The organism is bacterium (assembly GCA_021159335.1).
Classification (GTDB): domain Bacteria; phylum UBP14; class UBA6098; order B30-G16; family B30-G16; genus JAGGRZ01.
The window spans coordinates 14,159-39,909 of the sequence record JAGGRZ010000133.1; the positions used below are offsets into that span (position 1 = coordinate 14,159).

Annotated in this window: 23 protein-coding genes; 14 read left to right on the forward strand and 9 right to left on the reverse strand. The window is 44.3% G+C overall.

All coding sequences use genetic code 11. The features are described from left to right. Positions 1 to 15 precede the first annotated feature (15 nt). From J7J62_07145 to J7J62_07185, 9 genes are all read right to left on the reverse strand, one after another. A complete protein-coding gene (locus J7J62_07145; protein ID MCD6124930.1) occupies positions 16 to 783 on the reverse strand; it encodes an SPOR domain-containing protein in 768 nt (255 codons plus the stop codon). Continuing rightward, entirely contained in the window at positions 753 to 1,868 is a 1,116-nt protein-coding gene (locus tag J7J62_07150) for a tetratricopeptide repeat protein (protein ID MCD6124931.1), read from the reverse strand. Before J7J62_07150 ends, J7J62_07145 begins: the two co-directional genes overlap by 31 nt. Continuing rightward, complete coding sequence (locus J7J62_07155; GenBank protein ID MCD6124932.1) at positions 1,865 to 2,182, reverse strand: LapA family protein; 318 nt, start codon at positions 2,180 to 2,182, stop codon at positions 1,865 to 1,867. Before J7J62_07155 ends, J7J62_07150 begins: the two co-directional genes overlap by 4 nt. 15 nt (positions 2,183 to 2,197) lie before the next feature. Further along, positions 2,198 to 2,749 (reverse strand): peptide deformylase, encoded by a 552-nt coding sequence (gene def, locus J7J62_07160; GenBank protein MCD6124933.1) that lies wholly within the window; start codon positions 2,747 to 2,749, stop codon positions 2,198 to 2,200. Position 2,750: 1 nt separating this feature from the next. Beyond that, complete coding sequence (yajC, locus tag J7J62_07165) at positions 2,751 to 3,056, reverse strand: preprotein translocase subunit YajC (protein MCD6124934.1); 306 nt, start codon at positions 3,054 to 3,056, stop codon at positions 2,751 to 2,753. A 16-nt stretch (positions 3,057 to 3,072) separates the two neighbouring features. Continuing rightward, a complete protein-coding gene (locus tag J7J62_07170; GenBank protein ID MCD6124935.1) occupies positions 3,073 to 7,959 on the reverse strand; it encodes a hypothetical protein in 4,887 nt (1,628 codons plus the stop codon). Between the two features lie 79 nt (positions 7,960 to 8,038). Beyond that, entirely contained in the window at positions 8,039 to 8,923 is an 885-nt protein-coding gene (locus J7J62_07175) for a lysophospholipid acyltransferase family protein (protein MCD6124936.1), read from the reverse strand. 15 nt (positions 8,924 to 8,938) lie between these two features. After that, complete coding sequence (locus tag J7J62_07180) at positions 8,939 to 10,432, reverse strand: T9SS type A sorting domain-containing protein (GenBank protein ID MCD6124937.1); 1,494 nt, start codon at positions 10,430 to 10,432, stop codon at positions 8,939 to 8,941. Between the two features lie 6 nt (positions 10,433 to 10,438). Further along, entirely contained in the window at positions 10,439 to 10,927 is a 489-nt protein-coding gene (locus J7J62_07185; GenBank protein ID MCD6124938.1) for a hypothetical protein, read from the reverse strand. A 93-nt stretch (positions 10,928 to 11,020) separates the two neighbouring features. Here J7J62_07185 and J7J62_07190 point away from each other — a divergent pair, with 93 nt between their 5' ends. The 14 genes from J7J62_07190 to J7J62_07255 all read left to right on the forward strand — a co-directional run bounded on the left by J7J62_07190 (position 11,021) and on the right by J7J62_07255 (position 25,663). Then, positions 11,021 to 11,593 carry a phospholipase D family protein gene (locus J7J62_07190; GenBank protein MCD6124939.1) on the forward strand — a complete coding sequence of 191 codons (573 nt, stop codon included), beginning with the start codon at positions 11,021 to 11,023 and terminating at the stop codon, positions 11,591 to 11,593. Positions 11,594 to 11,597: 4 nt separating this feature from the next. Next, positions 11,598 to 12,581, forward strand: coding sequence for a tetraacyldisaccharide 4'-kinase (gene lpxK, locus J7J62_07195; protein ID MCD6124940.1), 984 nt, complete (start codon positions 11,598 to 11,600; stop codon positions 12,579 to 12,581). Positions 12,582 to 12,640: 59 nt separating this feature from the next. Beyond that, positions 12,641 to 13,390 (forward strand): tetratricopeptide repeat protein, encoded by a 750-nt coding sequence (locus tag J7J62_07200; protein ID MCD6124941.1) that lies wholly within the window; start codon positions 12,641 to 12,643, stop codon positions 13,388 to 13,390. Next, positions 13,387 to 15,507 (forward strand): DUF3857 domain-containing protein, encoded by a 2,121-nt coding sequence (locus J7J62_07205; GenBank protein ID MCD6124942.1) that lies wholly within the window; start codon positions 13,387 to 13,389, stop codon positions 15,505 to 15,507. The genes J7J62_07200 and J7J62_07205 overlap by 4 nt, the downstream gene beginning before the upstream one ends. A 12-nt stretch (positions 15,508 to 15,519) precedes the next feature. Further along, positions 15,520 to 16,086 carry a peptidylprolyl isomerase gene (locus J7J62_07210; GenBank protein MCD6124943.1) on the forward strand — a complete coding sequence of 189 codons (567 nt, stop codon included), beginning with the start codon at positions 15,520 to 15,522 and terminating at the stop codon, positions 16,084 to 16,086. Between the two features lie 30 nt (positions 16,087 to 16,116). Further along, positions 16,117 to 16,572, forward strand: coding sequence for a dTDP-4-dehydrorhamnose 3,5-epimerase family protein (locus tag J7J62_07215; protein MCD6124944.1), 456 nt, complete (start codon positions 16,117 to 16,119; stop codon positions 16,570 to 16,572). A gap of 119 nt (positions 16,573 to 16,691) precedes the next feature. Beyond that, positions 16,692 to 16,856, forward strand: a complete 165-nt coding sequence (locus J7J62_07220; GenBank protein ID MCD6124945.1) for a hypothetical protein — start codon at positions 16,692 to 16,694, stop codon at positions 16,854 to 16,856. A 234-nt stretch (positions 16,857 to 17,090) separates the two neighbouring features. Further along, positions 17,091 to 17,459 carry a hydrogenase iron-sulfur subunit gene (locus tag J7J62_07225; GenBank protein MCD6124946.1) on the forward strand — a complete coding sequence of 123 codons (369 nt, stop codon included), beginning with the start codon at positions 17,091 to 17,093 and terminating at the stop codon, positions 17,457 to 17,459. A gap of 30 nt (positions 17,460 to 17,489) precedes the next feature. After that, on the forward strand, positions 17,490 to 18,539 hold the full coding sequence (locus J7J62_07230) for a 4Fe-4S binding protein (protein MCD6124947.1): 1,050 nt from the start codon (positions 17,490 to 17,492) through the stop codon (positions 18,537 to 18,539). Between the two features lie 31 nt (positions 18,540 to 18,570). Next, on the forward strand, positions 18,571 to 19,839 hold the full coding sequence (locus tag J7J62_07235; GenBank protein MCD6124948.1) for a hypothetical protein: 1,269 nt from the start codon (positions 18,571 to 18,573) through the stop codon (positions 19,837 to 19,839). Positions 19,840 to 19,850: 11 nt separating this feature from the next. After that, complete coding sequence (locus J7J62_07240; protein MCD6124949.1) at positions 19,851 to 20,246, forward strand: hypothetical protein; 396 nt, start codon at positions 19,851 to 19,853, stop codon at positions 20,244 to 20,246. A gap of 37 nt (positions 20,247 to 20,283) precedes the next feature. Further along, positions 20,284 to 23,283, forward strand: coding sequence for a T9SS type A sorting domain-containing protein (locus J7J62_07245; GenBank protein ID MCD6124950.1), 3,000 nt, complete (start codon positions 20,284 to 20,286; stop codon positions 23,281 to 23,283). Between the two features lie 70 nt (positions 23,284 to 23,353). Next, positions 23,354 to 24,475 carry a PQQ-binding-like beta-propeller repeat protein gene (locus J7J62_07250; GenBank protein MCD6124951.1) on the forward strand — a complete coding sequence of 374 codons (1,122 nt, stop codon included), beginning with the start codon at positions 23,354 to 23,356 and terminating at the stop codon, positions 24,473 to 24,475. Positions 24,476 to 24,502: 27 nt separating this feature from the next. Next, the gene (locus tag J7J62_07255; GenBank protein ID MCD6124952.1) at positions 24,503 to 25,663 is read left to right on the forward strand and encodes a glycosyltransferase; all 1,161 of its coding nucleotides are present in this window, start codon (positions 24,503 to 24,505) and stop codon (positions 25,661 to 25,663) included. The last annotated feature ends 88 nt before the right edge of the window (positions 25,664 to 25,751 follow it).

A 25,751-nucleotide genomic window follows, 5' to 3' on the forward strand; every position in this document is an offset into this window, starting at 1 on the left:
TTCGATAAAAATACCTCATTGTTTTTCCCTGATTACTATTATACACTCAAAACTTGCGCAAATATTGCTTTTAGCGTTGACAGCTTCCTTTCTCGTATTGAAACTCCCGTGTCTTACAGCATACAACTTCCTTCCATCTCTTTTTATCTTTTCAATATAAGCTTTTATCCCCTGATTTCCAAGTTTTCTTAAAAACATTTCTGCACGCAGGCTGTCAGCGAACACTCCAAATTGAATAGCAAATTTTTTGGTCGAATCAATGGTTTCTGAAAGTTCCGGGACAATCTTTCGCTCGTTCACTTTTAGAGCCATTGTTTGCTTTTTAACAGCAAAATTAGCCAGATAAGGATATCTCATTAGCGCTTCGTCAAGTTTGAGCGTAGATTTAGCACCCAGAACTGCAGCTAAAGCAGTTAGTTTATCTTCGCTCTCAGAAGCAATATCTTCAGATAATCTTTCGTGCAAAACGCTTGAAATAAGAAGCAAAAGTATTTTTGCATCATCGCTTACATTGGGGCACCTGGCTAAAGTCTTTTCCGCGAGAATATACTGTCCCCTTGCAAAGTAAAGTTTTGCAAGATTCAGGCAGGCGAATTTATCATCCTGCAATTTAAGTAAATCCTCGATTTTCTCCGCTGGCTCGACCCTGGACATTATTAGCGCCATTTCTTCACTGTACCCTTGCTGGCGCCAGAATCCCGAATAGGGCATTTGAGAACCTACCCTGACAGGTGCAGCAAAAACAAAAAGTATCAGGGCAAAAATGATTCCCACGCGCCGCATTTCGGGCAGCGCCATAGAAGCTTTTGCGTTTTGAAACCACAGTTCTGACATTGGTATGTCGGGTTTAATCTTGATTTTATTATAGGTAAAAGTTCGTTTGCTATTTCGGCACAGCCTTTGTTTATGGCGCTGAAATATGCTTTGAATATGGCTATGTTCTCACTTTGTTTCGGAGCAGAACTTACAACTTTGAAAGCCTCGTCAACATCACCACGTTTCTCATCAATAAGTGCAAGTTTAATCCTTATTGGCTCAAGCTCAGGATTTTTATCGATGAGCTTTTGATAATGCTCACGAACTTTGTCGAACTCGCCCATCTCGTAAAAAGCGGTCTCAACACGCTCAGCCACAGGCAATGCCTTGCTAGGATTGTTTTTAATAAACTCAGTCCAGTAATCTATCGCGCTCTTATAATCGCCATCCTGAAAATGAAGCTCACCCATAATAAGAAGCGCAGGCGGACATTTATCCCAAAAACTAAGCGCCAATTTGGTATACTCCTTCGCTTTTTCAATATCCCCATTCTCTAAATATGAGCCCGCCAGTTCAGCATAATAAAAGGAAATCATTCGTTCTTTATCCTTTGCGCCCGCTTTGCGAAGTATTTCTGCTGCTTTCTCCCATTCACCAAGTTTCTCATAAATGTCAATGAGCATGTCATAGGACCACTTCTCAGGTTTTATCTCCAGCGCATTAAGCAGGTATTCAGCGGCTTTTCTGAGATCGCCTTTTTTCTGAGAATCGAGTGCGAGCGACTTATAAACTCGGACCTTTGTGTTTCGGCCAAGATCAGTTCTCCCAAGTAATGAAAGGTGAATTTGCATGGCTTTAGCAACCTGACCTGTATAACGCAATATGTCGCCAAGTAAAATGTAAGCCATAACATTCTGGGTGTTAACCATAGCTGCTTGCTTAAGATTCTTTATCGCTTCGTCGAAATCGCCCTCGATGGATGCGAGAAGTCCTTTGGTAAAAGCGTCCTCCCCTGCCCTGCGACGAATTTTAAGCCTATAGTAGGTGAATAGCGCTATGACCACTATTATCGCAAAAATGATGATAGCCATCCAAAAACTGCCGCTAATCATTCCTCCTCCTCTGTGGTCTGGATGTCTTTAAGGGGCATAGTTCGCAATGAGTCTATCTCCTCTCGAAGCCTTTTGATGGTGTTTTTGAGTCGGGACATTTTTACTCTTAGTCTTATCTCCTGAACAATGAATATAACCAGCGCCCACAATACTCCGCAAAAGAACGCTATGAATACGACAACATAAAGCGGAACATCCCGCTGCGCCCCCCACCAATATGACACCGACTGAACAGAAACATCTGTATTAAGGGTATAAAACACAACCCCATATACGATCACAAGAAGAAGCATTACTAAAACAAACAGTCGCATTATTTCCTCCACGATTTATGCGATTTCCATCTCACCTTTTTTATAATAAGTCTTTGCTATATGTTTTAATTCGGCTTTTACTCGCTGCCGCGTAATATCGTCAACTCTATCAATGTAAAGAATCCCATTTATGTGGTCGGTTTCGTGCATGAAAATTCGCGCGTTAATCATCCTTAGTTCTCTTCTCTCAAATTTTTCAATATCGTCAAACCATCCCTCGGCAACGATTTCGATGGGTCTTTCAATAGGTATGTATAGTCCAGGAAAAGACAAACACCCTTCCTCGTAAACATAGGTTTCCTCGCTCACTTCCACCACCTTTGGATTTACCACGCCGACGAGTTTATACCTTCCATCAGCCTGCTTTTCGCCAGCCACTATTATCGGCAACACGAGACCAACCTGCTGTGCAGCAAGACCAACGCCGTCGTACTCACGGCAGGCCTCTTTAAGCTTTGCGAGCATCCGCAGAATTGATTGGTCCGGTTTGCCATTTCGAAGCAATAAGGGTTTTGCCTTCTTACGAAGTATAGGGTCTGGATAATATTTCAATTTAAGCTCTTCCATTTCAACTTAGCTTCTGCACTATGTACGACTTCACGACCTCAAGCTTTGTACCCTCGCCCACCTTTATGGTCACCTTATCCTCGCTAACACCGACTATAGTACCTATAATTCCTCCTGATGTCACGACTTTGTCACCCTTTTTCAGTGATTGAATCATCGCTTGAAGTTCCTTCTGCCGCTTTATTTGGGGTCGCATGAATATAAAATAGAAAACCAAAAAAAGCAGAATGAGCGGCAAAAGCATCGCAATAGGATTTCCTTCCTGTTGCTGCTGCGCTTGAAGTATTGCGCTACCTAAGTTAATCATACTCTCTCCTTTTTATTTACCTTCCAAACCACAAAATACAACTATCCCGAACAAGAATCCAGTAACCTTTTCCAACGAAAAGCGTATCTGGTCTCGAATATATCCCCGTTATGGGGTCATAGCTCCAAATTTCAAGCGACCTTACCGCAGCCGGAATGAACTCCATACTGTCAATCTCCCAGAATAAACTATCACGCCACTGCACACCGAAAAGATTCCAACCACGATAAAGCCTCGTTTTCAGCGAATCAATATAATAGCCACACACATCAATATCAAGTGAATCGGAGAAAAGAACGAAATAGCCATTTCCTGGGCGGAGCGTTTCTGCTGCAAAAAATGTTGCAGCCCGCCCGTCATAGCCGTAGGCTCCAAGGTTTACGGGGAAAAGAGAATCAACAAGAGAATCGAACGGAGCAAAAGGAACCGAAATAAGATTATAACCTGGCAGAATGTGATAGGTCATGCAAAGTGTTTCAACTGTCTCCACCACATCGATGGCGAAGTAATCGTATAAAATTCTCCGCAAAAATGTTACCGTCGAGGAATCGCGCTCGGAAAGCGAAAGTGGCGAAACAGTAACAAACGCTGACTTGAATGCTCCTCCTCGATAAGTTATTCCAACATTAAAGCGCACAGTATCGAGGTCAAGCACGAGCAGAGTATCGCCGAGAGTTCCAACTATGTCATCCGGGTACAATGCCCAACGCCTTCCAAATGGATTTCTTACGCCGTATCGAAGACCTGAAGCAACTCCATAACCTACGAATCTTCCGCCTGTATCGCTTACGGTAGCCACATCCTGCATAACACGACTTACACCCAAATAGTCATGCGGGAAACTCCCACTATGGAAAGCCACACTATCACGATATCTATCCCACAGGTAATCCTGTGCGAAAAGCAAAAATTTACCGCCTGCATCAAGATAGCGTGCAATGTTTGCCTCCTCGCTATCGGAAAGCGTCCAATTCCTTGCATAAGATATTCCACAGTTCCAGATAACCGCCCTGTAGTGAGAAAGCGTATCCATCGGGACGAACTCGCTGCTGTCGAGGTCAACGCCATTTAAGGGCACTCCAAGCTCGAACAACAAATTTGCTATTTCAGCCCCCTCATCTGGGCAAACTGCACTGTGCGAACTCATATCATCATCAACAAGAAGCACCCAGGCTGAATCATTACGCGACAGCGCCATAGCCTTTACGGTATCCGTAGTCGTTGAAAAGCCATGCTCGTAGGACGCATAAACGAAATATTTGTAAATCGCACTGTCGGAAACTGTCGTATCAACGAAAGCTGTCGAATCAAGCCTTGCAATCTCGATGAAGGAGTCAGAAGAGTCAGCTCTCATAACGATGTAACCCTCAAAGCGAGTCGGGTTACCTGGGAAACCAGTAATGTGAGTAAAATATGCTACATCCATGTACATCAAATGCTCACCCGAGGGGTTCCATGTGCCCAGAACTGCGTTATATTCCCAGCATCTTGGTGGGTCTCCATCTGGAATCGTGTCGCTCGAAAGCACTGAAGAATGATGCCCAAGTACTCTTACACCAAGATGAACCGCCTGCCCCGGCAACAACACCACCCCAAGCGTCGAAACATCAACCACAGTCCATTGTATCGTAGTAGTATATGGAACTGGCGTAACCACCACAGAATCCATCAACTCCCAGTCAAGACTGGGATAACCATTACCGTCATCAAGCCAAAGGTGAATCGAAACATCCTCGTAAACACTATCCCTATCATAGAATGAAACGCCGATTTTCCTTAGAGAACATGGGAACATTATTTCGTAACGGGTTGTGTAAAGGTCGCCCGGATTTTGAATAGTATCGTAAAACCAGAGAGTAGTTAAAGGATTATAAAACATTAATCTTCCAGAAGTTCCGTCCTGTCCTCGGGGTGGTGCCCAAGTAAGCGAAATCCGCGATGGCTGAAAATTTTTCGCCAGAAGGTTTTGCGGTGGATTTAATGGCGTAAATAAAGGAACGAGCGAAAAATCCTGAACCGCATTGTTATCAACCAGAACCACCTCTGCACGCTGTCGTTCATATCCCGGATGAAACGCCTCAATGGTGTACACACCAGGCGAAATACCCGTGAATTCGTAGTTTCCCAGACTGTCTGTCGTATCCACATCATCAGTTTCAAGGATTCTTATCATGGTTCCCGAAAGGTCCGTTGGCAACGGTGCGCCACCTGTGCCTGCCCCAAGATATGCCGTGCCGGTTATCGTGTATGTTTCGGTCCCGCCAAGATAACGCACCACAGCTCGAATAAAATAGCGCGCATCGGCTATGTACCAATTTCCCCACCTGCTTATATATGTCCAAGAATTGCCATCATTCAGGCTATCTGCGCCAAGATAAACTGCCGTGTCCATTATCACGAAGCTTACAGCGAAATCGCTTGAGCAGTAAACTTCAAAGCTCGATATGTCCACTCTTGTCCATCCGTCAGCATCTGGCGCCGTCGGATACGAAAGCGGTGGCATCAAATCTCTGCCAAAATGACCATGTGAAAATGAATAAAGCTCAATCCCAAAGTAACCTGGACCCGAACCCATGTTCTGAGCTCTGTACTCAAGTGTCAATATCTGGCACGATGCTCTTGGCGAGAATACAACAGCGAACCTATCGTTATAATTAGCCCCATAATACATTGCAGGGTCACCATCATCATGGGAAAGTGTTTCCACCTCGACCGGCGGGACAGACTCAGCAACTGCAACAACCTCGTTTGAGTAGGCGCTTTCGTGAATCGAATCGTAGATAGCGGTCACCACATAATAATACATAGAATCAGCTAACACTGTCGTATCGGTGAACTCATTGGTAGTAACACTATCAAGCAGAGTATATGGCCCACCAGGTGTTTTCGAACGATATACCCTGTATAAACTGAATGCTTCCGATTCCACAGGATAAAGAACATAAAACCTTGCGCCCGCCTTAACCAAAGCCCTTATCATGAAGTTAGCAGGTACTGAATACCAGATCCCAGAAATCCGTATGTTAGAACGACCAGCAACTGCACCAGTCGTGTCAACCATTATGGCAGGCATATCGGTAGCTCGCTCAAGGCCAATGTGAAAGTCACCTGCGGGAACATATGCTCCACCAGGAATACTTATTGTTGTCCAGCTAAGATTAGCCGGGGTATCGTTAATCGCAGGGCAAAGCTCAGTCCCAAGTCTTGGCAGTCCGGCTGAATCACCCCAGACATGAAATCTGCCCGAAGAACCATCGTTTCGAGCGAAAACTTTCAAGGCTATCAATGAGCATGCTCTGGAGACACTGAATTTTACTGCCTCGTACTCGACTGTGCCGTATGGTGGTACACTTCTTGGCCAAAATACCTCACCGCTCGAATCATCATATGCTATCTCAACAGGTCCCACACCAGGGGGTGGTTCCCATCCCAGGCAGATAGAATCAGGCGAAGTAAACTCAACTCTAAGATTTTCAGGTGGCGGGTATGTCGAACTGGTTGTAACGAAATCGGCAAAGTAAGTGTATTCTCCTGTGTCAGGGGAAGTGCTAACATTAGATACTACCATGATTATTTCCCCTACTGACGAGTAGTCCGCGTGCGGAATCGTTATATTCCCATAAGCATGCTCATCAAGAGTAATATTTCTGACAAGTGCTGCACCAGCCTTTGGAACAACAACAGAAACAACCCAATTAACATCGTCGTCACCATCAAAGGTAAGGTTAAAGTCCCTCGTTTCTCCCGTAGGAATTTCGAATTTTACATAGTTTGCCCCGAAATTCGCTGGTGGATGTGAAGTCCCACCGCTTGCAGGATAAGTTGTATGCACAGTCTCGAGCCTTACGAGAGGATACGCACCACCTTCGGGATAAAAGTGATAAATATCTCTCGTCCCCGTAAAGTAATTTTGCACGAAAAAATCAGCGAATGCACTCGAGCGACTGGTTCCATAACGAGCAAGAACAGTTTGAAATGACGATATGCATGTCGCAAACCGATTGCGTTCCCATATAACACGGACAATAGTATCACCATAATTTAACGAGAGATATGTATTCCAGATATATGAACCATACTCATGAGCACCGTCGTAGGTCGTTATTGACATCTGCGGATTCCTGAAAAAAGTATCCAAAAACATGTGCTCCATATCCGCAGCGGGATATCTGATATCGCTAATCCACACCGATGATACCTCCATATACCATGGCTGCTCGGAATAATCATACGCAAACTGGACAGCGTGGAAAAACTCATGAACAGCGGTTATTCGCATATAATCAAGCGGCGAACTGAATCCTGAAAAGCTATTTCTCATTTTTATGTAGCTCGTTGCATCGTTCCACGGAGCAGGCCCAGCCGCTTCAGGAACGGTATAGCCAAGGATATTTGGTGGAAGACTAACTATATAAACATCGTATCTCGAGTCGCCACCCGCCGTGCCGTCAGAGGGCGGGGTTATGTAACCCTTGGTCACAGTAATGAAATTGTATGCATCCTCGAACGCGCTGGCCATCTGCATGACATACGAAAGTCCAGATACCGCATCTGGACCAGTAAGCGTGTAATGAAATACGAAGTGAGTGGTGGAATAGGTTAATGGAAGACTCGGTCTCGCCATTATCCCCATTATCTCCGCTCTGACTTCCTCCGAAAGTTTATCAAGATTACTGTAAACTGAAGCCAAGGTAGGCGTTGGGCAAATAGGAGTGGGCAAACCTTGGAATTGCTGTGGCAGCATTTCAGGAGCAAACACAGCGTAAACTTTGTAAAGCATTGCCTGGTCAAAAGTTATCTCCGAGGCATTGTAGGCTTCATCAATAGCGGTGAAAACGGACTTTTGAGCAATGCACGAGAACGAAAAAATAATTATTAACAAAAAAGTAATGCCAAATCTCATTATGCACCACCTTATTAGAACACAATTGAATATGATTTTCTCAAACCACTTTTTCAAGGGAAATATGGACACAAAACCGCTAATATCCAAGTGTGCTTTTAAATCGTCTATGCATCCAGAAATATTGTTCGGGTTCCTTCTCGACAGCGTTCTCAAGCATTTTAGTTATCCTTGCGGTAAGCTGGTAAACGGTATCATCAATACTTTTGGTGTTTTTTGGCGGATATATCGGCTCAAAGATTTTTGCAATGTGGTTCATCCCATCCGATTCTCGTGTTATCACACCAAAAACTATCGGAACTCCCGTTTTTAAAGCTATGAGGGCAGGACCTTTCGGTGTTGAGGCTTCTTTGCCGAAAAACTTCACCACAACACCCCTCTCACGCGCATCCTGGTCGGAAAGCAGCGCTACCTGTCTCCCCGATTTAAGAGCCTTTATTATCCCGAATGCCGATTCACTTTGATATATAACCTCAATGCCGCACTTCTTCCTTATGGAATTAATAAGTTTGTCCACCATCCTATTCGCCTGCCTTGCTACGACAGCTCCTATCGGGATTCCCTCATGGGCAAGGGCTGCTCCAAAAAGCTCCCAATTACCAAAATGCCCCGTGACAAGTATAGCTCCGCTTCTTTTGTTAGCAAGCTCCTTAAGATACTCTATTCCATCAAATCTCACTGTCCTCTTTCGCAGGATTTTTGGCATAATCACGAACTCGACAGCCGAGCGCACAAAGTTTTCGTAGGATCTTACAAGTATTTTATTCCTTTCACTTTTGGTGAACCTTTCTCCAAAGCATAGGCTGAAATTTCTTTCAGCGACTCGCCTGCGGACCCCAATAATCCAGAAAAGCCGTCCTAAAAACGCGCCGAACGCAAGCCCCAACCGAACGGGCAAAATCTTTATGAAACCCACAAGAATAAGCGTTATAACATACTCTAATATGTGTCTCAGCTTTTTCATCAAAAAATGGCAGGATTATTTGACGATGACGAACTTTTTCGCGAACACCTTATTATTCAAGAAAACGAAGGCGATGTAAACGCCGCTTTTAACAGGAGGAATACTAACCTGCCCGTAGCCGCTTACTCGCTTCCTTAGGATTTCCCTTCCAGAAATGTCGATAATTTTTAATACCGCAGGCTCCGGCACAAAGAAATGAATCTTGCCAGACCTCACACCTATAGTGGCAGCATGAGTTTCTTCAGCAGATTCGGCTACATACGCGCCTGGAAAGTCAACCGAAAGATATGTGTTCATGGTTGAGGCTATGGGCACGCCCGGAAAAATTCTCTGACGATAATTATAACGCACCGTTATGTCGTATGTGCCAACCGCCAAAAATCTATGATATCTGCCATGTCGGTCACATAGTCTCGGTGGGAATGTGGTATCGGTAACCCCATCAATTATAACCTGCGCACGCAAAGGCACGCCAGCCCAACTATCAAAAGCATGCACTACCAATCCCTGCACTAGCATCCTATCAAAAATGTAGAAAAGTCCTCGTCCCACACGAGCGGCAATGGTATCAACTGTATCGCCATGCCAAAAACATTTGTTCGTTATTTCCATTAATATTGCGCAAGCTCCTGTTTTCCAGTAGACCCATGTTTGCAGTTTGGGCTTTGTGTTGTACGATGCAGCACATGTATAATATGTTCCGGTAATCTCAGTCATCGTATTGCGCGCCAATCCGCTTCCCACCTGCTGGTAATGAGGGTATCCTTCCATGTGGTACCGACCAACATCGGGGTCCCACCAGCAGAACCAAAGTTTATTTCCACCTATTGAATCCGGAGAATGAAGGTCTATCACAGCTGTTGGGAGAAACCTCTCGACAAGTTCTTTAACAACCCGACTTTCAGGTTCAGAGAATGGATGCGGACCTTTATAATACTCCGAAGAAATGTTGGTATCCGTGAATTCGCTCCACCTGTAAGGATAATTCCTGTTAGGGTCAACACCATCGAAAAGCGTATCGAAAACACCGTTTAAATCGTTATCTCGCTTGTTCTTTCTCCAATGCAAAGTATGCATGGGCCCCGGTATCATAACAAGCTGTCGCCCCTCAGGGTTATCCACAGGGATGAACCATATCTGAAGTGAATCGAGCCACATTCGAACAATCGGATTGGCAGGGTAATTGGTCACAAGATATTTTATGAGCCACATTACTACCTCTGTTCCAGCGGGTTCACGCGCATGCTGGCCAGCGACGATAAGCACAGCACTCTCATCCTCGTCAAGCGAAGCGTTATCGGAAATTTTTATGGCTATTATGGGCAACGAATCAACACCCGTTACCCCAACAGTTTCAACATAACATATGGATGGATTTGCCGCAGCAATACTGTCGATCTCTGATAGCACCTCATCATAGGTGTGATAGCGCGGGTCTATCTCCGGCACCTGCGACAGTGCCGCCACGCTGAATAGAATAATTAGCAAAAGAGAAATTGAATTTTTCATACTTTATTAGAACTCTACTCTTGCGCCAAAAAACATGTTAAACAAAACATCCGTATTGCTGTAACTGTCATACGATACAGACTGGAAACCAAAACCTATCTCCCCGAAAGGTAATACTGGAATTCCTCTCAAACGCATTTGGGCGCCGCCACCAAACACAATCCCAAATGATGTGTAATTGCTCATAGTATTTAAACTCATCGATAACAAACCGTAAGGGCTAAACTTTTTCATAGGAACATAATAAGCCAATCCAACTCCTGCGCCTGTCCCAAGATAGAAAGATGTGTTCTCGCCAGCCTGAAGATTCATAACACAGAATCTCGCGCAAAGTCCACTTTTTATAGGTATTACTCCACCCAGACCAAGGTTAAAATATGCATTATCCCCCATCAGGCTAATCCCCATCGAACCGCTTGCCATGGGACGAAGTCCACCCGCCTGCGAGGATGCCATGATAACGAGTAAAAAACCAATAACCAAAAATCGCCTCATTTGAACCTCCTTAATAAATTATAGTCTATTCTAAATAAATATTTTGATAAAATAAGGCAACACATAAATTATAAAAGAAAGAAGGAGGCTTAATTGGCAAGGCGCAGAAAAAAGCTATCATCCACTATATTTTGGTTTTTGCTTCTTTTGGCACTGGCAACACTCATATGGCAGAAAAGTGACATTATAACGGCATCAACGCTGAACAGGTCCATCAAGCTTACACCAAACTCTGTGCAAGTGTATTTCTCTCCAGAGGGCGGTTGCGAGCAAGCTGTGATAAGAACAATAAATTCCGCCAAAAAAACTATTGATGTAGCCATATATTCATTCACGAGCAGAAAAATAGCCCAATCACTTGTGGCAGCCAAGAAAAGAGGGGTGAGAATCCGAATAATAATGGACAAAGACCAGAATCGAAGCAAGTATAGCAAAAAAAGATACTTGCAAAAATATCGAATCCCTATAGCGACCAACCGCGGCGAAGGTTTAATGCACCACAAATTCGCCGTGATAGACACGCAAATAGTCATAACGGGCTCCTACAACTGGACAGTATCAGCAAATATTTATAACCATGAAAATCTCCTAATAATAAAATCGCCCGAACTCGCGAAAATTTACGAGAAAGAATTTACCAAGATGTGGCGTCACTACTATCACTGATCCCATGAAAGTATTAACCGAACTGTTAGATTTTCCTTTTTGGGTTCGATTCAAACTCTACACAATCGGATTTCTGCCAAAAAGAAATCTCCCCAAACCGACTATAAGCATAGGTTCCCTCATCATTGGTGGTGCAGGGAAAACACCCATGACAGAATTTCTGGCCAAAACACTTATCAAAATGGGACTTAGACCCGGCATCATAACAATCGGCTACGGAAGAAAGTCTAGAGGTTTAGTAGTTCTTCATGGCCCACCGGAAAACTGGCCGATATCGGGTGACGAACCAGCAATGCTCGCACAGAACCTGCCGAACACACCGATAGCAATACATAAAAACAGAGAGTTAGCGGCCGAAGCGATAAAAGATGAAGTGGATGTGTACATACTCGACGACGCTTTCCAGAATCTTTGCACGAAACGCGATCTGGACATCCTGATGCTAACCTGCAAAGAAGCAAAAACTGCGATCTTTCCCTTTGGGCTGAGGCGTGACACAATTTGGCGACTGAGAGAAATTGATAAAAACAAAGCGATAGCGATCGCGAAAAAAGGCAGGGATTGCCAATACACGAAAAAATTCTTTCGACATGTCTTCACATTCCAGACAATGCCTGAACTTATTTTCAACCTAAAAAATCCCGAGACAAACTTTGACATAAACTGGATTAACGGGAAGAAAGTATATTTAACTGCTGGAATCGCGAATCCAGAAAGGTTTACAGAGAGTATGCTAAAGTGCGGAGCCAGCATAGTCGGACACAAATGGTTCCTCGACCATAGACTGTATCGTCCGGCTCAGGTGAAGCGTGTGGTTCGCGATGCTAAAAAACTTGGCGCAGAAATAATACTTACGACTCAAAAGGACGCTGTGAGAATAAAAGCATTCGCCCCTGAAAACATGTTCGCAGTAAAAATAGCATTAAAAATAGAACCTCACGACGATTTCATCCGATTAATAAAAGAATTTATATCAAAACTTTTGTGAATTAGCATTTCTTGACATACCTAAATTAATTTAGTAACTTAATTTTCCAGAGGTTAGGAATGAAGACTGTGGTGATAAATATATTTTTGGCGTTAACGATTATAATCGCATCAGCGTCAGACATAAATTACTACATTCGGGCTGGAGACCATTTCATGAAACGCGGCGAATACGACGATGCGCTGAAAAACTATCGTATAGCTGAAAAACTTTCCCCTAACAATCCCGATGTAATGTGGCGAATTGGCGCAGCTCTTAACAGAATAGCCGAATCAATAAACAGCGGGATTATCGACACACTGCGCAAGGCGAACGACTATCTTACGAAGGCGATATCAACCGACAAAAAAATACCAATAGCACACACAGAACTCACGAGAAATTTGCTTTTAATAATCGCTAAGGCGGGAAAAACCAACGACATGGCTATGTGGAGTAGGGCGAAAGAGGAACTTAATTTTGCACAATCAATGGACAGCAATAATGCAGAAAACTTGCTTGTTATGGGACTTTGGAATCGCTATGTCTCGAAAATCTCGCTTTTGAAAAGGATGCCCTATGACCTCGGGGATGCCTCTCAGGATAATGCCCTGAAATACATAATCGCTGCAAATAAACTTGACCCCAAAAACCCGGAATACAAGTACGAACTAATCAAACAATACATTATCGCTGAAAAAGTGCACAAAGCACAAAAAGTATTGGAAGAATTGAAAAGTTTACCGCCTTCACCAAAGAAAAACTTTTATCTAAAAAAAGCCCAAGAACTTATAGGTAGTCTCAAGAACAAAAAAATGGAGGAACCATGAGAAGATATGCCTTACTGGTTCTAATTATTGTATCCTTGGCGCTGGGCGCAGCATATAGGGATGTGCTTTTCCTGAAAAATGGCGAGGAGATAAGGGGTAATGTAATCAAAATAACAAAAAAAGAGGTCGTTATAGAAACGAAAGAAGGGAAGCAAAAGTATAAGATCGATGAGGTCGTGAGATTAAGCCTTACTCATCCTCGCCCGGGAGACGAATGGGAAACGGTCGACGACATAACTGATTCTGTGCTTATCAGCGCATTAGCCATAAAGGATAGCGCCAAAGCCAAATACCCGAAAGCTTCGTACATAACTCTTTACAGGTCAGTAAGAGTAGAATTTACTCGTGACGGGAACTGCGAATATACCTTAAGGCACATAGGAGTGGTGCTTAATGAGCGTGGAAAAGCAGACAACGCCGTAAAAGCAATCATATACATCAAACCATGGCAATACGGTGACATAGACTTTTGCAGGACAATCTCGCCCGATGGCAAGGTGCACCATCTCGACGACGCAGCGATAGAGTTCGGCGAACCTTTGGGAACTTATCCACAGTATAATTTTTCTCGCACAATAAGATTCGCATTGCCTCAGCTCAAAGTAGGCTCCGTATTTGACTACCAATTCCACATACGATACGAGGGGTTAAGCCAGCTAAAACCTTATTGGTCGCACCATGTCTTTGGCGACAACGAACCTATAATCAACATAGAAGTTACTGTGAAAGTTCCCAGTGAAGCTTTTGGAAATGTTTTCCGGTATGTCATGGATGACCCTGCAAATTCTGGCATTCTAAAAGACCTTCCCGACATATCAGAGAAGGATGATTATCTTATTCTCAGATGGCACGCAAAAGACATACCACCCTACATCCCTGAAACCAACACCGCACCACCGGAAAAGTTCAACCCCACAATCTGGATTGGCTACGGTATCGGTCCTAATGAGGTTTTCAATGCTCTTAGCGACTCACTGAGAGCTTCACTCGATGGTTCCCAGAAACTCGATAAATTCGTGGATTCACTGCTTAGTGGAGTAAAATCTGTCGAGGAAAAAGTCGCAAAAATCTACGAGTATCTGAACATAGAATTTAGAAAAGCATATGCCGAGCCTGAATTAACGAGATTCTTTCCCCGTAAGGTTTCGGAAATATTTGATGACGGTGTAGCGAGTCATCTTGACCTTTGCGCACTCGCTGTATACATGCTCAAACGCGCGGGCGTTAATAGCGGAATAATCTATGTTTCTGACGAAATCGACAAGCCAGCTATTTTCAAGATGCCGATTCTGAGAATGTTTCGTCGCGTCGCCCTCTTCGTTGACATGCCAGATGGTAGAACACTTTTAGGACTGCCGTATAGAAAATATCTTCCTCTTGGAACCATACCACCGTCATTCGAGGGACAACTTGGAATTTGGGTCTCGCCTCAGAAAACACTTATAGACACCATACCTCACTGCAAACTTTCAACATATGGCACAGTGGACACTATCGTTGTGGAAATAGATGAAAACGGGAATGGAAAAATAGAAATAAAAAAGACTTATGGCAACTATCAGTCAGTTGATATGAGATACTATCGTGAAGAACGCAAAGAAGAAATTGATAAAGACTACGAAACCAGGTCGGGCAATATACATCCGGGAGCAAAATTAATAAGTTACAAGATCGAGGGTATAGGTTCACTCGATTCGACAGTAAGGCTTTTCTGGAGCGTAACAGCGCCAAAACTTGCGCAGAAAGCCGGTGCGAAAATGCTTGCATTCCAGATACCGCTTCTCAGATATTCAACCTACACTGTTGGTTTGCCGGAAAGGAAAACGCCAATGTGGCTTCCTGATCCCCTCGTCCACGAGAGGGTATGGATAATAACAATTCCGAAAAAATTTAAACCATACCACATTCCACAAAACATCGAAGCAAAACTCGATTCGGCACTATACGAGCTTAAATTTGAGTACGAAAAGAGCGGCAACAAAATAGTCGTGCGCGAGAAAGACATAAGAACTGACAAACTTATTCCGCCCGATGAATACGAATCATATCGTAACCTGATTTTCACAAAGGCCTCTGCCGCGAAACACTGGCTTATACTTGAAAGGAAAAGAAAGTAAAAAGGAGGAAAAATGAGGTATCTCACAATTATTCTCTCAGCAATGCTGCTTTTCGTCGCAGGTTGCAAGGAGAAAGAGGCGAAATCGGAAGAAAAGAAAACGGAACATCCCGTGGTAGTCCTTGAGACCGATTTCGGTAACATCGAAATAGAACTTCGCCCCGATGCAGCCCCCAAAACTGTCGAAAACTTTATAAAGCTGGTAAAACAGGGCTTTTACAATGGTCTGACATTTCATAGGGTTATTCCGGGTTTCGTGATTCAGGGTGGCGACCCCAAGGGCGACGGTACAGGCGGACCTGGGTACACAATCCCCGCGGAAATAAATTTAAAGCACACCAAGGGCGCAGTAGCAATGGCAAGACTTCCTGACCAGGTTAATCCACGCAGAGAATCCTCAGGAAGCCAATTCTACATAGCACTTGATGACCTTCCCCAGCTTGACGGCGCATACACCGTTTTCGGTTATGTTATAAAAGGCATGGATGTAGCGCAGAAGATAGCCTCAGTACCAAGAGACCAAAGAGACAAACCCTTGAAACCAGTGTATATAAAGAAAGCTTATCTAAAGAAGAAATGAAGAATTTTATATAACCAAAAGGACCGAGATATGATTGATGGGGTTAAGATAAAAAAACTTCGCGTAATCCCGGACGAGCGTGGAAGGCTTATGGAAATCCTGCGCTCAGACGACGAAATATTTGAGAAATTTGGGCAAGTGTACATAACAACCGTGTATCCGGGCGTCGTTAAAGCATGGCATTACCACAAAATTCAATCGGACAATTTCGCCTGCGTTAGCGGTATGATTCGCGTGGCACTCTTCGACGCGAGAAAGGAATCGCCAACATACGGCGAGATAAACGAGTTCTTTATAGGTGAGCATAATCCCACACTAATCCATGTTCCACCGGGCGTTTATCACGGCTGGAAAGGTGTGGGTACAAAAGAGGCTATAGTAGTTAATGTGCCCACCCATCCTTACAACTACGAAAAACCCGACGAATATCGGCTCGACCCTTACGACAACAATATTCCATATGATTGGCGGTTAAAGGAAGGCTAAGATGAAAATGTAAAGCCATATAGCCCTGCCCAAAAAGAATAAAAAAATCAAAATTTTTCAAAAAATACTTGCGCAAAAAATTTTTTTGCTTATAAGTTATTGTAGGCAGGGAGGATAGGTTGCAAAGGTTGATGGATAGAGAGGTGATATTGGAGCAATTACTCTGCTATAGGGCTTTGATTTTAGCCATCATGGGCAAGGATGAGCAGGCTGATGTTATAAGATGGTTTCTGAGACGGAAAAAGGATGAACCTACGATTCTGAACTCGCCTACTAAAGGTTGATTCTAAGTGTTGACTTTCAAGCCTGCTCCGAGTAGTTTGTGATGCCGCCTTTAAATGTTTTTATCTTATTTTCCTACCTATATTTTTATGAAATTTGCCATAAAACATTGCTCACAATAAAAAGTTTGCGTTAGCTTGATTGATTTTTATATTTGATAACCCAGAAATGACAGGAGGTAAAAGGTGCCTTTTGAGCCAAAGATAGTAGGGTTTTTCTGCCATTGGTGCACATCCATGGCGGCAGACCTCGCCGGCACATCACGGCTTGAATACCCGCCCAATGTAAGACCCATAAGAGTAATGTGCTCAGGTTCCGTGGACCCGAGCTATGTCATAAAAGCACTACTGCTTGGCGCAGACGGTGTTATTGTTGGTGGATGTCATCCGGGCGACTGTCACTACCTTACCGGCAATTACAAAGCGAGACGAAGAATAGCCATAATAAAAAAGATATTCGAAACCCTTGGACTCGAACACGAGCGTATACACCTCGAGTGGATTAGCGCGAGCGAGGGCAAAAAATTCGCCGACACAATGGCATCCTTCACGGAAAAAATAAGAAAATCGGGTCCCAACAAGCTGGGAGAAATGTGGGAACTTTGAAATCCCAAACGAAAAAATGGGGGCTTTGAAATGACACCAACCGAATTCTTAGAAAAAATCCTAAGCGAATCGCTAAAGAGAGACTTGGTTGGCGGCGTTATAACGCTGAAGAGGACTTCAAACGATGCCGCAGCCCATGCATTAATAACGAAGGTCGAGCTTCTTGAGGGCTGTGACCCACTGATGCCATATTTCCCGGGCAACGGTGCAGACTTTATAAAAACGCTAACATTCGTGCGACCACCAAAAAAACCAATCCTCGCAATACTACGACCGTGCGAAATGAGAGCAGTAGTGGAACTAACCAAACTTTCCCAAATCCAGAACGAGAACATAATATACCTCGTTCACGACTGCTATGGCACTATTCCCAGAAAAGAAATAAGGGGCAATGAGATTCCGAACACGGAAAAATTCATCTCTGAAGCGCGAAAGGACGGCAGCATGCTACGCCCATTGTGCCGTAGCTGCGATTACCCGCGAGCAGATACTGCCGACATAGGATGGCTTGTTTTCGAGGACGGCGAACCGCTTATCGCATATACGGAAAAAGGGAAAGCATTCCTTAATGAAATCGGGGTCGAATTCATAGAATCAGCACCGGATAAAGGTTATAAGGAAATCCTGTCGAAAAGAATTGAGGAGAAAGAAAAACTATACGCAGAGCTTGAGAAAAGTGTTAAAGGAATAGAGAATTTAGCCAAAAATTTTGCCAATTGCATAAATTGTCACAATTGCATGAGCAACTGTCCCATATGTTTCTGCAGGGAATGTTTCTTCGAGTCGGAGGCGATGGAATTTGAGGGGGATGTTTTCGTGGAGTTAGCTTCGCGTAAGGGTGGATTAAGAGCACCTACGGATGTTATGCTATTCCATCTCGGACGAATGTCACACATGTCCACAAGCTGCGTCGCCTGTGGCGCTTGCGAGGAAGCATGTCCGGAGGATATAAACATCGGTCAAATATTCAAGTGGGTTGGAGAGAACACGCAAAGTATTTTCGAATACAAAGCTGGCAGAAGCTGGGACGAGGAAATCCCATTAAAGGAATTTCGCGAGGAGGAGCTCGAACCCAGATAGTTTTTTTGGTAAACAAATTCGGAGGTAAATTATGAAAAAAATATTCTTTCTATCACTCATAATTTTTGCACTTTCCTTTGGAGGAGAATTCGATAAATATCGAGACCTTTTCAAACCCGTTGAGAAAATTAGTTTTGTTGCGGGTAAGTCCCTCGAGGAGTTCGAAAGAGTTTACGAAGACAGCATGAATAATCCCGCCTACCTTTACAGATACGCGTGGACAGCCTACCTTGCGGGAAGAATAGATGTTGCCAAGGAGAAAATCGAAAGAGCTGTTCAACTTCACCCAAACGACCCGTTCTTAAGATATGCTGCGGGAAAAATTTACCTTAGAGCTGGCGAGAAGGAAAAAGCTATAGCTAACTTCGAAAAGGCAATAGAAAACCAGTACGAGTACCTCGATGCGTGGGAAGAACTTGTAAAACTCTCACCTAAATACTACTTCAACATAGCCCAGCTTTTCGCGGAGAAAGCACACCTTAAAATGCGCTCGGACCTTGCTGACGAGGCTATCATGCTTTTCAACCGATACATAAATCAGGTTCCCGATGGTGAGTTCGTCGATAAAGCCCGCGCAAAAATACACGATATGGAGCTTCTTAAACAGGAAATAGCCGCTCACGAGAGAAAGCTTAAGGAACGGGAAATGAGGAAACAACGCGCGCAGCAGTTCAAGCAGGCTATAGTGGCGGAAAAAGAACGATTTTTCACCTATAATCCAGTTTTGGTAGGAATTTTTTACGGCTCTATAACCCCATCCAAAAACTTTGCTTTCACCATAAAAGACGACGCTCCCAAACGCCCGGGAAGAAATTATGCATCACTTACTGATACGATATACTTTAAAAACTTACTCGGAACGCTGAACGAATTCATCATTGGTGGCGGTTACATATGGAACAGATTTATTTTTAGAGCTCACATTCATTTCGCGGACGCAAATGTCAAATATGTGTATCTTCTCGACACAATTATTACACCTTCCCACGATGTTAAGGAAATAAAGGACGAGATAGCAAGAATAAGCGAAAAAAGAATAAGCACAAATATTCTTTACAATGTTTACTTCATAGACCCACTGCTTATATTTGTTGAAGGAACAGCGGATGCTGGTTATATTAAGCTGATAGAGTCAAATCCGAAATTCAAGTCCTGTTACATGGCTGGGCTCGGTCTCGGAGCGGCAGCGATGATTAAATACCACAACTTCATACTCGAACTGAACTTTCAAAAAGGTCTCTTGGGTTCCAGCCGAGGTACATACATCGGCATAGGAGTAATGTACAAATTCAAAATCTAAGTAAAAAGGAAATGAAGCACTATTACCTCGAAATAGTTTGTCCTAACTGTGGCCAACTGCTTAACGACCCTGAGGTAAAGATCAAAGAAAGACCAGCGCTCAAATTTCTCGTCGAAAACAAGGGCAGGCAGGGGATAATATGGATATCAGCCATCTACGGTGACCATGAGACGATAGAACCACCGGAGCTCAACATTCTGCCCGGGGACCTTGTGAAATTCTACTGCCCACACTGCAAAAAACCTTTGCCAAAAATTGACAAGTGCTACTGTAAAGGCGACCTTTTAAGATTAAAGTTAAAAAGCGGCGGCGACCTCCAATTCTGCAACAGGAAAGGATGCTATTATAGTACCATAGGATTCACAAATCCCGATGAACTGGATAAATTCTTCAAAAGCATCGAATAAACCATTTTACTCACAAAGTCAGGGGGCGTGATGAGAAATGCTGCGAAGAGTTAGCATTTTGATTCTGATTGTTTTATCTTCTAATCAGATCTTATCCCAAAGATACATAGCTTTCGATAGCAGAAGGACCGGCATAACATTTGACTGGATCGATACCACAGGTGGGACACTACTTTCCGGAGCCATGGTCCGTGATGACGATACTACGGTTGTTCATCTTCCCTTCACATTCAGATTTTATTCCATTGGTTACGACAGCATGTGGGTTTCAAGCAACGGTCTTATAACATTTTTTCCTGATAGTGCAGCCATATGGCGCAATCATCCCATTCCCAATACAGCGAGCCCCAACGCCTACATAGCGCCTTATTGGGACGACTTAAGACCTATTCCAGCAGGAACAACGCTGCCAAGACCAGTCATATACTTTAAGACTGGCGGTTCACCACCAAATAGATGGGTCGCAATAATATGGGCAAACATATTCAGATACTCCTATAGACGGGACGGAATAACTTTTGAAGCAATACTTTACGAGAACCCAACTGGAAACGGAAAAATAGCATTTCAATACCTCGATGTTGAGTGGGCCGGTTCGACAGCCATAAGTTTCGGCGCAAGCGCGACCGTCGGAATAGAAAATCGCACGGGAACAGAAGGAGTGCAATACTTGTATAACTCGCCAATACTAAGGGATAGCATGCGGATAGAGTTTATAGACCTAAGCTCAACTCATGACATAGCAGCGTTGGGCGTAGAACTTTTCCCCGTAACACCTATCCCCTCACTCATAACGATAACCCCGAAAGCCATTATAACCGACCTTGGCGGATACGACGAGGACCTTGCGAAAGCAAAAATAACCATAACTGGTGACACCGCAGGCATAATATACCAGGAATCGGTTACTTTCAATATAGATACGGCAGAAACGAATCTCGTGCCCTTCCCTACTCTTAGTTTTTCAGTTCCCGATTCCTATACAGCTGTGGTCGCAATACACCATCCGGCAGACTCGTTCCCATTTGACGATACCTCGGAAACGAGGTTTTTTGTCGCAGAGCACTTTGCGAGCGGTGGCCCAGACGCAAGCGGATTCAGATGGTATGACAATTTTTACCCCGATACAGAAGCAGCCAGATTCCTTGGCATTGACCTTGCTGGCGCAACACAACTAACATTATCAGGCGACGATGTAACAACGACATTTGACTTACCGTTCCCATTTCCATACTACGATAGATTCGTGAGGAGAATCTGGATTTCGAGCAATGGATTTATTTCCGTGAGTTCAGTAAGCAGCGCACTGCCAACCAACGACACATTGCCCACAGGCAGCATACGAGGCGCGATAGCACCATTCTGGGATGACCACTACATAAGGACTTCTGCCTCGCCACCATCGTCAGTTTATGTAAAAAGCGGGCTAACGCCTGACAGCATAAGATACTTTTCGGTAATATGGCGACAATCGTATCTACCGTACTCCTCAACCACGGACTACTGCACATACGAAGCAAGACTATTTGAGAACGGTGAGATACTATTCCAGTATGGTCCATCACATAGCGGGTCTGGCGTTTGGAACAATCTTTACGGAAAGTCAGCTACAATTGGGATATCCTCACCCGACGGAAGAACATCGCTTATCTACGAGTTCAATGGCAATCCACCCGGCAACCCCATCTTCCCTGGGCTCGCGATAAGATTCGTCCCATCAACCATACCTCGTGACACTATAGGACCTGTAATAGTTCACTACAGCCAGCCTGTGATATACTTCTGCGACGATGCTGGCGGCTACAGGTTTACTGTCTCGGCAAACGACCCGATGGGGATAAGTGCTGATACAATGTATGTCTGGGTTAATGGACATCCACGCGTACTCGTCTCCTACATGCATGTTGACGAGAACTTCTACTATTGGCTTGACAGCATCTTTTTCGGCGACACGATAGAATACTATTTTGTTTTCTGGGATGATTTTGTCATACCTAATCGTTCCATATTTCCGGCTGGTGCGCCCGCAGTAAAAATAACCACCATCGTTGGTAACCCTCACATCGGCGGAGATACGACCATAGCAGCATTCATCGACAGCCGGTATGACAGCACATTCGCACCAGAGTTCGATTGGGTCGAAATAGACCCTGCCGCGGGCGGCTCTGGAACGATAATAGACTCCACTCACGACGACCTTCTATCAAATCCGATAAACATAGGCGGGCTGGTGTGGTTTTTCGAGCCTATCTACAGCCACCATGTCAAAATAAGCACCAACGGTTGGCTTACTTTCGACCTATCTTACAGCAGCGGAAGACCATCTACTGGCTACATGCCGAGCGCACTTTTGCCAAATTTCGTTATAGCTCCTCTTTGGGTCGATTTAATACCACGACCGCCACATCCAGCGACCATGCCCTATGGAAAAGTAATAGCATACGACGATACAGCTAATAACAGGTTCATCGTCGAGTGGAAACATGTCTATCCGTATGGCGATTCATCGGGGGTCAACGCCACATTCGAAGTGATGATACCGTATTTCGACGATATAGATGAAATACCGCATGTAGTTAGCATAATAGCGCAATACCTTCATGTTCCCAGTGTGCTCCGCCGAAGACCGACAATAGGCATAGAAAACATGGACGGTGACGGTGTGGCATATGTTAACGCAGGATACCCACCGGCGTGCCTGCCCTACGATAGCTCAGCGGTAAAATTCTACATTTTAACGCCATATTCAATTTCAAGCCCAAAAAAGCCGGATGAGGTTATCGTCAGCGATGTCGTGCCAAATCCCTTTAATTCAAGCGCAAAGATAACCCTTGAGCTTCCGAAAAGCTCCATTGTGAGGGCAGAAATATATGATACCAAAGGTAGACTTGTCCAAAAACTTTGCGAGACAAAACTTCCACGGGGGAAATATACATTGTGCTGGACACCCTACGACAATATATGTTCAGGCATCTATATCATGCGCATATCTGTGGGCGAAAAAATCTTCACAAGGAAATTCGTTTTCACAAAATAAAATAATTTAACAAAATTTGGTTGAGATTCTCATCATAACATATATTTTTTAATAAACAAGGAAGGTGACTATGAAAGGGTATAAAGTTATTATTGGTTTGGTGGTTTGGGTGCTGCTTATTTTAAGCCTGTCAGGCTGTGCACCAAAAATAACCATTCCACAAATGGAAATGGAAGGTTCGCAGTGGTGCTATCCTCGCTCAGACCCTCAGAATACAGGCTACATTGACGGCATGCTTTCTGACTCACTAAAAAAGATTTGGTACACGCAACTTAACGGCATGGACCCATCCTGCCCAACCACTTTTGACAAACTCGTTTTCACAGGGCTTCCGAACAGCAGAATAATAGCTCTCGATAAGGAGAATGGCGCAATAAAACTAAACTTCTGGGCTGATGCGCCGATAATAATGCCGCCAGTATTCTCCCCGCCGTATATGGCATACATAGGCTCGGGCATGTACAATGTTACCGCCTGCTTTGATGTCAGAAGCGGACAGCGGATTTTCGCTAACAGGTCTGGAGACTCGAAAACAGCGCCTATAATTTGTGGAGACACAATAATAGTCTTTACCATGTCGGGTGGAGTTTACGCGCTTAATGCCTTAAATGGGCTTCTTTTATGGCAGGTCAAGCTTGCTAATCCTATTCATGTTCAACCTGCGGAGCGAAACGATACGCTGTTCATCGCTGCTAATGATGTTCTGGTTGAGATCTATCGCGGCGAGGTTACTCTTCAAACAACTCTTCCTTTTGTCCCCATAGGTTTCGTCGTGCTCAGTGATGACAAAATAGCTATTTCATCTGAATCGGGGGACATCGCAGTAATATCAAGCGCTAATGGTCAGCCGGTTTGGCAGGCTAAGCTTAACGCTGAGGCATTACCGCCTATGGTTCACGCTGGAAAGGCGATATTCGCCGATAAAGCAGGCAATATTAAAGCTTTCGACTTGGCTTCCGGGAAAGAACTCTGGAAAGTTAATGTCGGAAAAAATGTCCTTTCTCCACCGATAGGTGTTGGCGAAAAGGTTGTAGTGTCAACAGATGACGGAGATATCTATCTTATCGCCAGTGCGGACGGTAAGGTTATCTCAAAAACAGCTATTCACGAGGATGTTAAGCGCGGATTAGCGAGCGATGGTAAGAGCCTATTTGTGCCGTCGGTTTACGGCCGGATAACATGTTTGAGATAGAATACACGACAGGTTAAGGAATTGAAAATAGGCGACTCCAAAAACCTAAGGGTAGCGCTGGTTCACGACTACCTGAACCAATATGGTGGCGCAGAGGTAGTTTTGAGATGGTTGCATCATCTGTTTCCACACGCGCCAGTTTTTACGCTTATTTATGAGCCCGACCTCGTCCCGCCTGACTTTCGCGGTTGGGACATAAGACCGGTTGGCTGGAGCAGATACTTCCCATTCAGAAAGAAGCTTTATAAATACTACATTTTCCTCTATCCCGCTATGATAGAGCAGGTCGATGTCCGCAATTTCGACCTTGTGATAAGCTCATCCTACCTTTGGGCCAAAGGAGTGATAACACGCAGCGACACACTTCACATATGCTACTGTCACACTCCAATGCGGCAGGCGTGGGAACTTTATTTCGAGTACAAGGAAAGTTATTCCAAATTTATAAGCAAATTCATATATCCGTTCGTTTTCAATTATTTGCGTCTGTGGGACAGAGTATCCGCCGACCGTGTCGACAAATTTATCGCCAACTCCGAGGTTGTTCGCAGAAGGATTCTTAAGTATTATCATCGCGACTCCATCGTGGTTCATCCTCCCGTTGAACTTCACAACATAAGGCCCTCGCCAGAGATAGGCGACTATTACCTCGTTCTATCGCGCCTGGTGCCGTACAAACGCATCGACCTCGCGGTAAAAGCCTTCAACAGACTCGGTAAAAAGCTGATAATAGCAGGAACCGGACCTCAGCTGAAGAAACTTCGCAGGATGGCAAAAGATAACATAACATTTTTGGGCTTCGTGGACGAACCAAAAAAGAACGAGCTTCTATCCCACGCTAAAGCTCTTATTTTCCCCGGCGAGGAGGATTTCGGCATAGTCCCCATAGAGGCTCAAGCTGCCGGGAGACCAGTTATAGCTTACGGTCGCGGCGGAGCCACGACAACAATAATAGACGGCGTTACAGGAATTTTCTTCGACGAGCCCACAGTAGAATCCCTTATCGATGCGGTCGTGAAATTCGAACAATTCGACTTTAACCCGCAGGATGCTATCGAAAACGCCAAGCGATTCGGCGTTAAAACTTTCCTCGAAAGGATGAAGGATGTCATCTCGGCTTTCGTAGCAGAATTTTTTGGCGAGGAGTACGCAAGAAAGCTGTTCGTTGAAATCGAGGAACGGGTGTGATTTATATAATAATTCCGTGATAGCAAAAATCCCGATTTTTACCTTAAACTCTGCGGTTTCCGTTTCCCCGCAGTATCAGCGATTATGA

Excerpts from the sequence above, each read along its gene's own strand:
- J7J62_07240 (MCD6124949.1), top strand. The coding sequence starts at position 19,851 with ATGAAGCACTATTACCTCGAAATAGTTTGTCCTAACTGTGGCCAACTG.
- J7J62_07145 (MCD6124930.1), bottom strand. The coding sequence starts at position 783 with ATGCGGCGCGTGGGAATCATTTTTGCCCTGATACTTTTTGTTTTTGCT.
- J7J62_07210 (MCD6124943.1), top strand. The coding sequence starts at position 15,520 with ATGAGGTATCTCACAATTATTCTCTCAGCAATGCTGCTTTTCGTCGCA.
- J7J62_07230 (MCD6124947.1), top strand. The coding sequence starts at position 17,490 with ATGACACCAACCGAATTCTTAGAAAAAATCCTAAGCGAATCGCTAAAG.
- J7J62_07180 (MCD6124937.1), bottom strand. The coding sequence starts at position 10,432 with ATGAAAAATTCAATTTCTCTTTTGCTAATTATTCTATTCAGCGTGGCG.
- lpxK (MCD6124940.1), top strand. The coding sequence starts at position 11,598 with ATGAAAGTATTAACCGAACTGTTAGATTTTCCTTTTTGGGTTCGATTC.
- J7J62_07185 (MCD6124938.1), bottom strand. The coding sequence starts at position 10,927 with ATGAGGCGATTTTTGGTTATTGGTTTTTTACTCGTTATCATGGCATCC.
- J7J62_07150 (MCD6124931.1), bottom strand. The coding sequence starts at position 1,868 with ATGATTAGCGGCAGTTTTTGGATGGCTATCATCATTTTTGCGATAATA.
- J7J62_07250 (MCD6124951.1), top strand. The coding sequence starts at position 23,354 with ATGAAAGGGTATAAAGTTATTATTGGTTTGGTGGTTTGGGTGCTGCTT.
- J7J62_07170 (MCD6124935.1), bottom strand. The coding sequence starts at position 7,959 with ATGAGATTTGGCATTACTTTTTTGTTAATAATTATTTTTTCGTTCTCG.
- J7J62_07245 (MCD6124950.1), top strand. The coding sequence starts at position 20,284 with ATGCTGCGAAGAGTTAGCATTTTGATTCTGATTGTTTTATCTTCTAAT.
- def (MCD6124933.1), bottom strand. The coding sequence starts at position 2,749 with ATGGAAGAGCTTAAATTGAAATATTATCCAGACCCTATACTTCGTAAG.
- J7J62_07205 (MCD6124942.1), top strand. The coding sequence starts at position 13,387 with ATGAGAAGATATGCCTTACTGGTTCTAATTATTGTATCCTTGGCGCTG.
- yajC (MCD6124934.1), bottom strand. The coding sequence starts at position 3,056 with ATGATTAACTTAGGTAGCGCAATACTTCAAGCGCAGCAGCAACAGGAA.
- J7J62_07200 (MCD6124941.1), top strand. The coding sequence starts at position 12,641 with ATGAAGACTGTGGTGATAAATATATTTTTGGCGTTAACGATTATAATC.
- J7J62_07235 (MCD6124948.1), top strand. The coding sequence starts at position 18,571 with ATGAAAAAAATATTCTTTCTATCACTCATAATTTTTGCACTTTCCTTT.
- J7J62_07225 (MCD6124946.1), top strand. The coding sequence starts at position 17,091 with ATGGCGGCAGACCTCGCCGGCACATCACGGCTTGAATACCCGCCCAAT.
- J7J62_07175 (MCD6124936.1), bottom strand. The coding sequence starts at position 8,923 with ATGAAAAAGCTGAGACACATATTAGAGTATGTTATAACGCTTATTCTT.
- J7J62_07215 (MCD6124944.1), top strand. The coding sequence starts at position 16,117 with ATGATTGATGGGGTTAAGATAAAAAAACTTCGCGTAATCCCGGACGAG.
- J7J62_07155 (MCD6124932.1), bottom strand. The coding sequence starts at position 2,182 with ATGCGACTGTTTGTTTTAGTAATGCTTCTTCTTGTGATCGTATATGGG.